This window comes from Pseudomonas rhizoryzae, assembly GCF_005250615.1.
Lineage (GTDB): Bacteria > Pseudomonadota > Gammaproteobacteria > Pseudomonadales > Pseudomonadaceae > Chryseomonas > Chryseomonas rhizoryzae.
In genome coordinates this window covers 59,961-73,011 of the sequence record NZ_SULM01000013.1, presented here as the reverse complement: position 1 = coordinate 73,011, position 13,051 = coordinate 59,961, and the positions used below count along the sequence as shown (strand labels likewise).

The 13,051-nt window shown below is 57.7% G+C and carries 13 protein-coding genes, 1 tRNA gene and 1 riboswitch; of the genes, 11 read left to right on the top strand and 3 right to left on the bottom strand.

Features of this window, described 5'->3' with window-relative positions; all coding sequences use genetic code 11:
- The first annotated feature begins 9 nt into the window (after positions 1-9).
- The 8 genes from tolR to FAZ11_RS20275 all read left to right on the top strand — a co-directional run bounded on the left by tolR (position 10) and on the right by FAZ11_RS20275 (position 5,800).
- Positions 10-456 (top strand): protein TolR, encoded by a 447-nt coding sequence (gene tolR, locus FAZ11_RS20310; protein WP_058761239.1) that lies wholly within the window; start codon positions 10-12, stop codon positions 454-456.
- The gene (gene tolA, locus FAZ11_RS20305) at positions 456-1,559 is read left to right on the top strand and encodes a cell envelope integrity protein TolA (protein ID WP_058761238.1); all 1,104 of its coding nucleotides are present in this window, start codon (positions 456-458) and stop codon (positions 1,557-1,559) included. Before tolR ends, tolA begins: the two co-directional genes overlap by 1 nt.
- Positions 1,556-2,854, top strand: a complete 1,299-nt coding sequence (gene tolB, locus FAZ11_RS20300; RefSeq protein ID WP_058773045.1) for a Tol-Pal system beta propeller repeat protein TolB — start codon at positions 1,556-1,558, stop codon at positions 2,852-2,854. The genes tolA and tolB overlap by 4 nt, the downstream gene beginning before the upstream one ends.
- A gap of 58 nt (positions 2,855-2,912) precedes the next feature.
- Positions 2,913-3,428 (top strand): peptidoglycan-associated lipoprotein Pal, encoded by a 516-nt coding sequence (gene pal, locus FAZ11_RS20295; RefSeq protein ID WP_058761236.1) that lies wholly within the window; start codon positions 2,913-2,915, stop codon positions 3,426-3,428.
- A gap of 6 nt (positions 3,429-3,434) precedes the next feature.
- A complete protein-coding gene (gene ybgF / locus FAZ11_RS20290) occupies positions 3,435-4,268 on the top strand; it encodes a tol-pal system protein YbgF (protein WP_058761235.1) in 834 nt (277 codons plus the stop codon).
- Positions 4,269-4,339: 71 nt separating this feature from the next.
- Positions 4,340-4,990: a 7-carboxy-7-deazaguanine synthase QueE gene (gene queE, locus FAZ11_RS20285; protein ID WP_099049412.1), complete on the top strand. Its 651-nt coding sequence runs from the start codon at positions 4,340-4,342 to the stop codon at positions 4,988-4,990.
- Positions 4,991-4,992: 2 nt separating this feature from the next.
- A complete protein-coding gene (gene queC, locus FAZ11_RS20280; RefSeq protein ID WP_058773046.1) occupies positions 4,993-5,667 on the top strand; it encodes a 7-cyano-7-deazaguanine synthase QueC in 675 nt (224 codons plus the stop codon).
- Between the two features lie 58 nt (positions 5,668-5,725).
- Positions 5,726-5,800, top strand: a tRNA-Lys gene (locus FAZ11_RS20275).
- A gap of 178 nt (positions 5,801-5,978) precedes the next feature.
- On the opposite strand, the gene FAZ11_RS20270 is transcribed toward FAZ11_RS20275, so the two are convergent.
- The gene (locus FAZ11_RS20270) at positions 5,979-7,109 is read right to left on the bottom strand and encodes a site-specific integrase (RefSeq protein ID WP_158295284.1); all 1,131 of its coding nucleotides are present in this window, start codon (positions 7,107-7,109) and stop codon (positions 5,979-5,981) included.
- Complete coding sequence (gene mobH / locus FAZ11_RS20265) at positions 7,106-8,971, bottom strand: MobH family relaxase (protein ID WP_058783924.1); 1,866 nt, start codon at positions 8,969-8,971, stop codon at positions 7,106-7,108. The genes FAZ11_RS20270 and mobH overlap by 4 nt, the downstream gene beginning before the upstream one ends.
- A gap of 189 nt (positions 8,972-9,160) precedes the next feature.
- Here mobH and FAZ11_RS20260 point away from each other — a divergent pair, with 189 nt between their 5' ends.
- From FAZ11_RS20260 to FAZ11_RS20250, 3 genes are all read left to right on the top strand, one after another.
- Entirely contained in the window at positions 9,161-10,531 is a 1,371-nt protein-coding gene (locus FAZ11_RS20260) for an IS3 family transposase (protein ID WP_081049679.1), read from the top strand.
- Positions 10,532-10,682: 151 nt separating this feature from the next.
- Positions 10,683-10,743: riboswitch (Fluoride riboswitch) on the top strand.
- 107 nt (positions 10,744-10,850) lie between these two features.
- Positions 10,851-11,234 (top strand): fluoride efflux transporter CrcB, encoded by a 384-nt coding sequence (crcB, locus tag FAZ11_RS20255; RefSeq protein ID WP_027597932.1) that lies wholly within the window; start codon positions 10,851-10,853, stop codon positions 11,232-11,234.
- Between the two features lie 10 nt (positions 11,235-11,244).
- Positions 11,245-11,595, top strand: a complete 351-nt coding sequence (locus FAZ11_RS20250) for a DUF190 domain-containing protein (protein ID WP_027597933.1) — start codon at positions 11,245-11,247, stop codon at positions 11,593-11,595.
- 165 nt (positions 11,596-11,760) lie between these two features.
- Here FAZ11_RS20250 and FAZ11_RS20245 read toward each other — a convergent pair whose 3' ends face one another.
- Entirely contained in the window at positions 11,761-12,924 is a 1,164-nt protein-coding gene (locus FAZ11_RS20245; RefSeq protein WP_027597934.1) for a TDT family transporter, read from the bottom strand.
- Positions 12,925-13,051: the final 127 nt, after the last annotated feature.

The following is a 13,051-nucleotide window of genomic DNA, read 5'->3' as shown; positions in this document are numbered from 1 at the left end:
AGGTATCCCATGGTCCCTCGCCGCCAGAAACGCAAACCCGTCGCCGAAATGAACGTGGTGCCCTACATCGACGTGATGTTGGTGCTCCTGGTCATCTTCATGGTGACGGCGCCCATGCTCAACCAGGGCGTGAAGGTCGACCTACCCAAGGTCGACAGCCAGGCCCTGCCGCAGGACAACAACAAGCAGATCCTTACCGTGTCGGTGAAGGCCGACGGTACCTACTACTGGAACGTCGGTTCCGAGGTGGATACGGATCAGAAGGCCAAGTCCGCGACTGCGGTATCCCTGTCACAACTGAGTCAGCAAGTCGGTGCCATCATGCGTCAGCGTCCGGACACCCAGGTATTCATCCGTGGTGACAAGGCCGCCAACTATGGGGTCGTCGCCGGCGCCATGGGTGCCTTGCAGCAGGCCGGCGTGCCCAACGTCGGGTTGATTACCGAGGCGCCTTGATGCGACACCGCGAGCGTTCGTCGTCTGAAAGTTATTTCTGGCCGGTCATCTGGGCGGTTGCCCTGCATGTGCTGATCTTCGGCCTGCTGTTCGTCAGCTTCGCCTTTGCCCCTGAGTTACCCGAGTCCCGCCCGATCGTCCAGGCAACCCTGGTGCAACTCAAATCCAAGAGCTCGGCTCAGGTCCAGACCGAGCAGAAGCTGGCCGGGGAAGCAAAGAAGACAGCGGCCAAGCAGTACGAGCAGGAGCAGTTGGAGCAACGTCGCCAGCAACAGGAAGCCCAGCGTGAAGCGGCGGCGGCCAAGGCGGCTCAGCAACAGAAGGAAGCCCAGCAAGAGGCCGCGGAACAAAAGAAAGCCGACGACGCTCGAAAGGCGCAGCAAGCCGAAGCGGCGGCCAAAGCCGCTGAAGCCAAGGCCGAAGCCGAGAAGCAGGCCGAGTCTGCCAAGGCGGCGGCGGAAGCCAAGCAGGCCGCCGAGCAGAAGAAGCAGGCGGACATCGCCAAGAAGAAAGCCGACGAAGCCGCCAAGCAGAAGGCGGCCGATGAAGCGGCCAAGGCGAAAGCGGCAGAAGCTGCCAAGCAGAAGGCCGCGGAAGAAGCCAAACAAAAGGCTGCTGCCGAGGCCGCCAAGAAAGAAGCGGCTGCGGAAGCGGCGAAGAAGAAAGCGGCTGACGAAGCCAAGAAGAAGGCTGCCCAGGCAGCTGCACGCAAGGCAGCGGAAGACAAGAAGGCGCAGGCCCTGGCCGAGCTGTTGTCTGAAGACACCCAGCGGCAGCAGGCCTTGGCCGATGAGCAGGGTGACGAGGTGGCATCCAGCTTCGATGACCTGATCGTGCGTCTGGTCAGCGAGCAGTGGACCCGTCCGCAATCGGCACGCAACGGGATGAGTGTCGAGGTGCAGATCAACATGCTGCCGGATGGCACCATCACCAGCGCTACGGTGACCCGCTCCAGTGGCAACAAGGAATTCGATAATTCAGCGGTGTCGGCCGTGCGTAACGTCGGTCGTATCCGTGAGCTGCAGCAGCTGGATCGCAAAACCTTCGACCAGCTGTATCGTCAGCGTCGCATGATCTTCAAACCGGAGGACCTGAGTCTGTGAACACCCTGATCCGTTACATCCTGCTGGGCCTCGTCCTGGTGGTGGGCTCCGCCCAGGCGGCCGATCCGCTGGTGATCTCCAGCGGTAGCGATCGTGCCATACCGATCGCCGTCGTGCCGTTCGGGTGGCAGGGTGGTCAGCCCCTGCCGGACGACATTGCCAGCATCGTTGGCGATGACCTGCGCAACTCCGGGGTGTTCGCACCCATTCCGCGGCAGAACATGCTGAGCCAGCCGACCCAGGCCAGCGAAGTCATCTTCCGTGACTGGAAAGCCCTGGGCGCCAGTTATGTACTGGTCGGCAACATCGTCCCGAACGGCGGCAAGCTGCAGGCTCAATACGCCCTGTTCAACGTTGCCACCGAGCAGCAGGTCATGACCGGCAATGTCGGCGGCAGCACCGATCAGTTGCGCGACATGGCCCACTTCATCTCCGATCAGGCCTATGAAAAGCTGACCGGTGTGAAGGGCGCTTTCTCCACGCGCATCCTCTATGTGACCACCGAGCGTTTCGGCCCCAATAACACCCGCTACACCCTGCAACGGGCCGACTATGACGGCGCTCGTGCCGTGACCCTGCTGCAGTCCCGCGAGCCGATCCTGTCGCCGCGCTTCTCGCCGGACGGCAAGCGCATCGCCTACGTGTCCTTCGAGCAAAAGCGTCCGCGTATCTTCCTGCAATACATCGATACCGGTCGTCGCGAACAGCTGACCAATTTCGAAGGCCTCAACGGGGCGCCGGCCTTCTCGCCGGACGGCAACCGCCTGGCCCTGGTGCTGTCCAAGGACGGTAACCCGGAGATCTATGTCATGGACCTGGGTAGCCGCGCGCTGCGTCGCATCACCAACGATTCCGCCATCGACACCGAGCCGTTCTGGGGCAAGGATGGACAGTCCATCTACTTCACCTCCGACCGTTCCGGCAAGCCGCAGATCTACAAGATGAACGTCAATGGTGGCGGCGCGGAGCGGGTGACCTTCGTGGGCAACTACAACGCCAACCCGAAACTGTCGGCCGACGAGAAAACCCTGGTTATGGTCCATCGGCAGGAAGGCTTCACCAACTTCCAGATTGGTGCCCAGGATCTGCAGCGCGGTTCCGTGCGAGTACTGTCCAACGGCACGCTCAATGACTCGCCCACTATTGCGCCCAATGGCACCATGATAATCTACGCCACCCGCCAGCAGGACCGAGGTGTCCTCATGCTTGTCTCCATCAACGGCCGCGTTCGGATCACCATCCCTACCGCCCAAGGTGATGCAAGTGAACCTTCGTGGTCCTCTTACCTGAACTGACGGCTAATTAGAAAAGTCCTTAGAAACACCAAATTGCGGTTCTTTTAGGAGTTACATGATGGAAATGCTGAAATTCGGCAAGTTTGCCGCGCTGGCTCTGGCCATGGCCGTTGCCGTGGGCTGTTCCTCCAAGGGCGGCGACGCCTCTGGCGAAGGTGCTGGCGCTGGCGCCGGTGCCGTTGACCCGAACGCTGGTTACGGCGCTAACGCCGGTGCCGTCGACGGCAGCATGGGCGACGAAGCTGCCCTGCGTAACGTCAACACCTTCTACTTCGCTTTCGACAGCTCCGATCTGCGTCCGGACGCCATGCGCGCCCTCGACGTCCATGCCAAGGACCTGAAGGCCAGCGGCCAGCGCGTTGTCCTGAACGGCTACACCGACGAGCGCGGCACTGCCGAGTACAACATGGCTCTGGGTGAGCGTCGTGCTCAGGCCGTTCAGCGTTACCTGGTGCTGCAGGGCGTCTCCCCGGCTCAGCTGGAAGTCGTTTCCTACGGCAAGACCAACCCGGTCTGCGTACAGCATGATGAATCCTGCTGGGCCCAGAACCGTCGCGTCGTGCTGGTGAAGTAATAAAAGATGTCCAAGCGCTTGCAGTTCTTGATCGCCCTGACCCTCGGTGTACCGGTTGTCGCCGGGGCTCAGGTTCCCGTACAGGATAGTAGCTATGGTGCTGCCCAGTCCGCTGGGCAAGGCTATGGCGGCGCAGGCGCGGCCGGTGCCGGAAACGGGGCTCCCGTTTCCGGCATGGGTCAACTGTTCAGTCAGTTGCAACAGATGCAGGACGATATCTCTCGCCTGCGTGGCCAGCTCGAGGTTCAGGAAAACGAAATCCGCCAGCTCAAGCAGGAAGGATTGGATCGTTACCAGGATCTGGACGGTCGCATTTCCCAGCTTTCTTCCGCTCCTGCCAACGCAGGTGCCGGAGCCGCCGCCGGTGCCTCTCAGGCCCAGGGTGGCGCTATCGCCGCCAACAGTACGCCGACGCCTCCCGCTGCTGCCAATGCTCCGGCCGCCGGTAGCGAGCCTGCTGATCCGGCCAAGGAAAAGCTCTATTACGAAGCTGCCTTCGACCTGATCAAGTCCAAGGACTTCGACAAGGCCAGCCAGGCGTTCAACGCCTTCCTGCGCAAGTATCCCAACAGCCAGTATGCGGGCAATGCTCAATATTGGTTGGGTGAAGTGAATTTGGCCAAGGGCGATCTGCAGTCCGCAGGTCAAGCCTTCGCCCGTGTCAGCCAGGCGTATCCCACCAGCAACAAGGTGCCGGATTCGTTGTATAAATTGGCTGGGGTCGAGCAGAAGCTTGGCCGTACCGATAGGGCGAAGGCTATGTACCAGCAGGTCATCAGCCAGTATCCCGGTACATCCGCTGCGCAGCTGGCGCAGCGGGATCTGAAAAGCCTGCCCTAGCGCAGGCTTTTTTCTTTCATCTACCGCAACGGAGGCGGATGGCCTGTTTAGCCGTCACGCCCGTGGCTTCTATGCAAAAAGATACCTTACGCCTTACCGAAATCTTCTATTCGCTGCAGGGTGAAGCTCGCACTGCCGGTCTCCCTACCGTTTTCGTTCGTCTGACCGGCTGCCCCTTACGCTGCCAGTATTGCGACACGGCCTATGCCTTCACCGGTGGCGAGATCCATCACCTCGATGCCATCCTGGAGCAGGTCGCCAGCTATCGTCCGCGCCATATCTGCGTGACCGGGGGTGAGCCGCTGGCACAGCCCAACTGTCTCTCGCTGCTCGAAAAACTTTGCGACGCTGGCTACGAGGTTTCCCTGGAAACCAGCGGTGCCCTTGACGTCAGCGGTGTCGACGCGCGTGTCAGCAAGGTGGTCGACCTCAAGACCCCTGGGTCGGGGGAGATGGGGCGCAACCTGTACGCCAACATGGCGTACCTAACGCCCAACGATCAGGTCAAATTCGTCATCTGCTCGCGTGAGGATTACGACTGGGCGGTTTCCAAACTAATCGAGTACCGCCTGGAGCAACGTGCCGGCGAGGTGCTGTTTTCGCCCAGCCATGGTCAGGTCGTGCCGCGAGAACTCGCCGAATGGATCGTGGCAGACAATCTGCCGGTACGCTTCCAGTTGCAACTACACAAGATTCTGTGGAACGACGAGCCGGGACATTGAGCATGAGTCAGCCTAAAGCGGTCATCCTTCTCTCCGGCGGCCTCGATTCCGCCACGGTCGTCGCCATGGCCAAGGCCCAAGGCTTCGCCTGCTACACCATGAGCTTCGATTATGGCCAGCGCCATAGAGCCGAGTTGCAAGCCGCCGTGCGAGTGGCCCGCCAACTCGGGGTAATCGAACACAAGGTCATAGGCCTCGATCTCAACGGCATCGGTGGCTCTGCGCTCACCGATCTGGACATCGCCGTGCCGGAAACGCCGGGCGAGGGCATCCCGGTCACCTACGTGCCGGCACGCAATACCGTATTCCTGTCCCTCGCCCTGGGCTGGGCCGAGGTCTTGGGTGCCCGTCATCTGTTCATCGGTGTGAACGCAGTGGACTATTCTGGCTATCCAGATTGCCGGCCGGAATTCGTCGAAGCCTTCGAGCGCCTGGCGAACCTGGCCACCAAGGCTGGAGTGGAAGGGGACGCCTTCAAGATCGAGGCGCCGCTGCAGTTCATGTCCAAGGCCCAGATCGTCGAGACCGGTACGCAGCTGGGTGTCGACTACGGCCTGACTGTCTCCTGCTACCAGGCCAACGCTGAAGGGGAAGCCTGCGGTCGTTGTGACAGCTGCCGCCTGCGCGCCGAAGGCTTCAAGGCGGCCGGAATCTCCGACCCTACCCGCTACCAGTAATTTTTTTATCTAGGGTGTTGATTCTCCTGAGAAAATCGCTAGAATGGCGCGCACTAACGGGTCGTTAGCTCAGTGGTAGAGCAGTTGGCTTTTAACCAATTGGTCGTAGGTTCGAATCCCACACGACCCACCATCTTCACCAGGAGCCCTCCGCAAGGAGGGTTTTTTCGTTTCTCGCAGCTAAGACAAGCAGCCGTCTGGAGCGGAATCTAGCCCTGCGTCTCGATGATGTCAAACTGCACATGCGATGACCAGGAGCCTCAGGCGCGCCTGGTCTCAGCACCTATCTATAAAACTTCAGCGCTGATGAGCTATCCGCGTCTGGCTGATGCGAAGGGTAGGGCTCCGTTGCTGATCCATTCAGCCAGCTGATCGAATGCCTCTTGAGAAAAAGATCCAGCAGCATTTGCTGACTGCAGGGCGGGCACTGCCATCGGTTGATTCAGGTGCTTCTGTAAACGCTCCTGAGGCAGTCGAGCGCTGGTATCGACGCGTGCGAGCAAACTCTTTGGCATCTTGGCGGCACGGTCTTCCAGGACATTGCGCATCTGGTGTGGATCGGTCTCGATGTACTCCATCGTTGTGACAATGCTGGAGTGATTAAGCAGGGCTTTGGCCACATGGATGTTTCGGTCCGCTTGCCGCATCAAGTCCGTCGCCAAGGTGTGCCTGAAACGGTGTGGCGTCATGCGCGTTCCCACGAGGGTAGTCAGTTTTTTATACATTGACTCAATTTGGTTTATATCCATAGTGTCGCGTTTGTAATGTTGCGAAAATCTGTTGACGTTGAATAATTGGTCTGTGTCATTGAAATGCAAAGAATCCGCCCAAGCCGTTAGCCTATCAAGATGCTCATAGAGCGGGCCAGGAATAGGTAAAACGAATTCTTTGTGTGTCTTGTCACTTTCACTTCTTATGTAGATGGTCTTCCGTTTCAGGCATACGTCCTTTCGCTGCATCATTAGCAGTGAGTTAAGACGAATTCCTGTGTAATGGAACGTCTCGAAGACTGATAGCCAGAACCAGGCAGGCGTAATACTGCTGCGTTTTCCAGAGACTCTCTCACTTTCCTGGAGTCTAAGCAGCTGCGATCGGCCTTGGGTGATAGCCTCGTGCGGCACAGTCTTCTTGCGTTTCCTAGGCGGAACCACGGAAGTTTCAGTAAATGGATTTTGCCGCATGCTCAGTAAATCATGCTTGATCGCATACTGGAAAAGCGTTTTAAGATGACTCGCGTATGTATTCCAGCTGCGCTTTGCTAAGCCGGAATCAAGAATTTCCTTTCTCCAAATTAGGACGTCTCGGTTATGGAGTTTTTCCAGTGCGAAATCTTCACCAAATCTTCGCCCTAGTGCTCTTGCGGCAGCCAAGTAAATGGTTCTAGTAGCAGGCCTTAGATCGTGAGTCTCGTTGTACTCGCTGGCGATTTCGAGGATATTCACTTTTCGACCGTCCCCGTTTCCTGCAAGCGCAAACTGCAATTGTCAAAAGGCGGTTGATTGAAAATTAGTGTTGGATTCTCTAGCAGATAGCCCTTGAGGCTCTTTGTCTTGCGGGGGCCCACGACTTCGCACGTCCAGATGTTGAGGTTGTCTGCAGTCTTTCTGTGCTGCTTCAGCTTTTCGAAAGCACGTTGCACCAGTTGCCAGGGATCTAGCTGTCTGGCCTTGGCGTCGATTTCTAAGTGGGGATGCTCTTGGGCGTATCGCTTGAACAGGCCTGGGCTAACCAGGAACGCGGTGCCATCTACCGTGTGGATCATCGCTTTGGCATCGTTGATCAATAGCTTGTGTGAAAGCACGCCCTGGCGGCTCCAGGCTATGAATGCCTGGCCTAAGTCGGCTGTAGTGATCGATTCAGCTCTTGAATTGGTTGTGGCAGCGATAACGTGTTCGGGAAGGTTTTCCACGTCTTGGAGACCTGGCGCTTCATGGACTGAAACTGCTGGGGCCTGAGGTGTTGCAGCGAATAGTTCGTCTGCCAGTGCGAGTATGTCTTCCATGGGGTCCAAACCGGTCTGGAATGCGGGCTGCGGCAGTGTTTCGGAATAGGCCATCGCTTGTGAAGATGTGACATTAGTCACATCTTGTGATATCGGATTTGATGGCAAAGTGATATCGCTCGTTGTGCCAGGGTGCGTTATTCCTGGCGGTCCGTCCTCGGTCTGCTCGAGCGTGAAAATTCCTGAAAAAGGGGCTGGTCGATCTGCAGGATCCGGCCAGACCAGCGCAGGCGAGACCTTGAGAAGGGTAAAGGTGTTCTTCCATCCGTGACCGGTATCGATCGTGGCTTTCCAGATAGCCTTGTCCTGAGCGTTGACCTGGATGATGGCCTGATCCTGGATCAGGTTGAAGAACGGTGCATTCGAGGTGGGAATGCCCTCCACACCCTGGGAGAGCATCAGTGCTCGCAGCTGGTCTGAGGCAGGCTTGCTCACGAGCCATAGCGCATCTTGGGTCAGCCACCCGTCCGACGGCCCATCTGGTTGGTTCAGCTTGAATTTCTCGATGACCAGGGTACGTAGCCCATCAGCCAGTTGACGCTGGATCGTGTTCTTGGGTGCTTCCATCGCACGTTGCGGGTTGGCGCCAAGCTCTTGGGCAACACTTGCCTGGTCGGCCTGGACGATCATCTCGCCCAGTACGCTGGCATGCTGGTATTGCCCGGCCAAGACGAAGATCAGCGATGACCATAGCTCGCGGTAGCCACTGAGCCAGTCCAGCACGTCGGGCGGCAGCACCTGGAAATAGACGAGTGCTGAAGCAGCGCCATGAAGCTGGTAGTCGCGACCTTTGACGTACCTGAAGCGGTAGGGCTTCTGAATGCGACCATGCCAGGGGTGCCATGGCTTGCCGTCTTCGAGAACGACCTCGATGTCGACGGCGATCTTGCCCAAATCGTGGAGGAGGGCGCCGTAGGCTACCGCTGCTGACCACGCTTCTGCCTGGGCTGCTTGTGACTCAGGCGGTGCGCCGATGGGGAGGAGGTAGTTCTGCCGGATCTTCAGTGCGTAGGCGACGATCTCCAGCCCGTGGTCGAGCAGGCCCCCGGGATAAGCATGGTGGTGGTTTTCCGAAGCTGGTAGCTGCTGGACCAGGTCGGCGTAGCGTTCGAGGGGGACGCGGTAGAGCGAGGCGAATTGCTCGCGCGACAGCGAAGTCCGCTGCCAGATGTTCTCGATGAGTTTCTGCCGGCGGGGGAGTGCCAGGAGATCCCTACCTAGGGACGGCTGCGTGAAACCCTGTTTGCCTGAGCCCGGAGGAGGGGGTGGTGGGGCTTTCTTCCTGAAAATGAGATCGAACATGGCATGGCCTTGGTGGTTCTTGGGCCTGCGTTGTCGATCAGCGAGGTCGGCCGGACAATGGTAAACCGCTATCACTACTCAGGAGGTTGGGGCGGCGGATGGCTACTATGGCCGGGAGCCTGGGGACCCTTTGCTTCTCGCAGCCATGAAATGACCCCCGAAAGTTGGACGCTGCCTTGAAGGCGTACCATGCCCAAGTACTCTCTAGCGTTCAAATTGAAGATCGTCGCTCAGTACCAAAAGGGCGATTGCAGCTACGGCCACCTCGCTAGGGTGCATGACGTCAGCGTGGTGCAGGTAAAAGGATGGATTGGCGCCTATGCCAATCACGGAAAAGCGGCTCTACAAAAGCGTTATCGTTATCACAGCATCGATTTCAAGATCGAGGTGGTGCGACAGATCGTCGAAGGCCTATCAATCCGACGGGCTAGTGAGCGATTTAGTCTCAATCGCTCCCAAATGCAGCGCTGGGTCGATGCGTGGCAGAGGTATGGTATCGAGGGGTTGGCCAGCAAACGCAGAGGTGACTCCTTGCCCCTTCTTCCCGTTCCAGATCCATCCGCTTTCAAGCCCCACATCGCAAACCCAGTCCGAGAGCTGGAAAAGCAGGTTGCCTATCTGCAGGTCAAAAACGCCTTTCTGCGCAAAGCCATGAGCTTGGGTCTCAAGGACAGTGACCTGGACAATCAGCAGAAAGCACTTATCGTGCAGGAGTTGCGGTCACGATATCCACTTGATGCGCTTCTTCAGGGAGCATGTCTTCCTCGAAGCAGCTTCTACTACCACCTCAAGGTCACTCGCCAACCAGACAAACAAGGTGCCCGCAAAGAGAGCATCCGGACGATGTTCGCGCATCATCGGGGTCGCTATGGCTATCGCCGCATCACGCAGGCGCTACGCAATCAGGGGCAGCAGATCAATCACAAGGCAGTACAGCGGCTGATGGGCGAAATGTCGTTAAAGTGCACGCTGCGACGCCGTCGCTATCGTCCATTCACAGGGCCGGAGTCCTGCGTGGCGCCTAACCTGCTGGAACGCCGCTTTACCGCACCGCAGCCCAATCAGCGGTGGGCGACTGACATAACGGAGTTTCGTGTCAATCAAAACCGGCTATACCTGTCACCGATTCTTGACCTCTTCAATAAGGAAATTGTGGCTTTCGAGATAAGTGAGCGCCCATCGTTCGAGATGGTCTTACGTATGTTGAAAGACGGATTGAAGACCCTTCGGCCTCATGAGAAACCGCTCATCCATTCCGATCAAGGCTGGCACTATCAATACCCTGCCTACCAACAGCTGATCCGTCAGCATGGACTGACTCAGAGTATGTCAAGGCGAGCCAATTGCCTCGACAATGCGGCAATGGAAAGCTTTTTTGCAGTACTAAAATCTGAGCTTTTCCACTGCAACAGGTTCTCAAGCGTAGAGGAGCTGGCAGTAGCAATTCGGGCCTATATCGACTACTACAATAAGGAGCGAATCAAATTGGCACTGGGTGGGCGCAGTCCAGCTGAATATCGTCTGGCAATAGCGAAAGCTGTGAATACCTGTGACGAATAGGACGTTTGCCTCATAGCTACCGCAGAGTCGATCGGTTTCTAGACCCTCGGCGTTTGAGGAGTGCAGGCATGCTCCGGGTCTCAATAAGCAGTGGCAGGCATGTCGGCTTCAAGAACGAGCCATCTTCAAAGTCATCTGCTGCGCTGCTATGATCCGCTAAGGAGATGGCATTCCTCCTCAAACCGCCTCGTGCTGATGATGCCTACGTAACCCCTTGGCAGGGTGCGTAGGTGCGCCCTGTCTTTTTCGAGGACAGCGCTATGCACCGACCATATCCCTCCCCGGCCCCTAGTCTTCCATTCCCCTTGGGAGACGTTCCATGCTGAAGCCGCTCATAGCCATCGCACTCGGTGCGACCTTGGGTGCCTGGCTCCGTTGGATACTGGGCTTGAAGCTAAATGCCTGGTTCCCGTCGCTCCCGCCTGGGACGGTCGTTGCGAATCTTGTAGGTGGCTACATCATCGGAATGGCCGTAGCCATCTTCGCTGCTTGGCCCGGGATTGCGCCTGAATGGCGGCTGTTTCTGATCACCGGATTTTGCGGCGGCTTAACCACCTTCTCGACGTTTTCTGCTGAGACACTGATGCTAATCCAGCAAGGAAGGCTGCTCATGGCGCTGACTGCAATCAGCGTTCATGTCGTGGGGTCCCTGTGCATGACAGCCCTGGGTATCTTGACCATCAACCTGCTGCACCCACGCTAAAGGCAATAGCATGAACGACTATCTCGTTACGTTCTATACCGAACAAAATCGTCGCCATGAACATCAGCAGATTGGAGATTGGCTTCTGGATCTTGCTAAAGAGCTTCACCTAAGTGGCGCAACGTTGTCAGTGGCGGCTGAAGGCTTTGGCCAAGATGGAAAACGCCACTCCGCTCATTTTTTTGAGCTTGCCGATCAGCCCATCCAGGTAACGATGGCGCTGACTCAAATTCAACACGACATGCTGTTTCAACGCCTCGAATCGGAAGACTTGGCACTGTTCTACATCAAGACGCCTGCCGAGATTGGCACGGTAGGACGCCACCGCCCTTCCCAAGAGACAGAGTCATCCTCGTCCTGAGCTGACGCACCTTTGAATCGGTTAAGGCGGCCGCGGTAACCAACGGCATCAAGGGATGGCTTTCACTGAGCCCCATTTGCGGACTCATCAGCTCACTCGTCGTAGAGAGTGGGCTGATGGTCCTAGCTTGGTAGCGTTGCTCAGCGAGGCGCCACCTAATCGACCTCATTTGCGTGGTTGCAGATGAGCAATGCAAGGCGAGACGAACAGCGTCCCGCGGTAGGCACCGGCTAGGGTGCGTCCCGCGACCACCGCCCACAGAGCAGTCAAGGCGACGACCAAAAAGGCACCGAAGACGGTAAGGAAACCTGACCCAAGCGTGCTTCCCAAACGTAGCGTCGTGACGGCATAGACGCCCAGTGGAAAAGTAAAACCCCACCATCCCAGGTTGAAAGGGATGCCGTGGCGCGCGTACTTCAGCGTGATCAGTATGGCAAGGCTCATCCACCACAAGCCGAGTCCCCATAGTAGGATCCCGCCAATTACGCCTAGCCCCTGCGCGACGGCGCCAATTCCGGCCATACCGTGAGCAGCGAAGATGACCGGCGCGTCGCTGCCCATCACGAGCAGACCCAACGCACCTGTACCAATGGGGCCAAGCGATAACCAGCTCGATGCAGCCATGTTCTCGTGAGGCAGCTTGTGCAGTGCCATCCGCAATAGCAGGATCACGAGGACACTTAGGGCGACAGGTACCGAATAGGCCCAAAGCACATAGCTGGTCACCAGCACGGTGAATTGGTGCCCGCCATCGGCTAGGTGCGGTGCCAACAGCCCGCCACTGGCAGCGGCCACTTCGGCGGCTACCACAGGTAGCAACCATACCGCCGTCATTTGATCGATGCTGTGCTGCTGACGAGTAAACATCAGGTACGGAATCGCTACTCCGCAAACCAGTGCCATGGCCGCATCGACCCACCAAAGTCCGGTGGCAATCGTGACAGCCACCTCACCCCATCGTGGCAGCCCAAAGATCAGCATCCCGTTGATGATTGTTGCCAACCCCATCGGAATGGTGCCGAAGAACATCGATACGGTGGAGTGGGCAAAAATTTGCTTGGCTTCGTTGTAGAACAAGATCCAGCGAGCGGCATACAAGCCGCTGAATAGAACGAAAAGCAAGATGTTGAACAGCCACAGTCCTTCGGCGATCAGACGCAAGCCGGGTACCGACGCGGGAAAACTCGCTAAGGCGATTGCCAAAATACCGGTGCCCATCGTTGCCGCAAACCAGTTGGGGGTGAACTGGCGAACGACTTCGAGCGGCTGCTTGAGCTGGCTGAGCGGCTTGCCGCCGGTGCGCAGGGCTATAGCATCCTTTAATGTCATGAGGTGAGCTCCGCTGAGGAATGCAAACAGTCTAGCCCGGCTCGATTATCTGAAAAATTGAATATGATATAAAAAGTAATCTACTAAATAGATAAGCAGTCCCCGCTGTCCGCAGGGACTGCTCCAC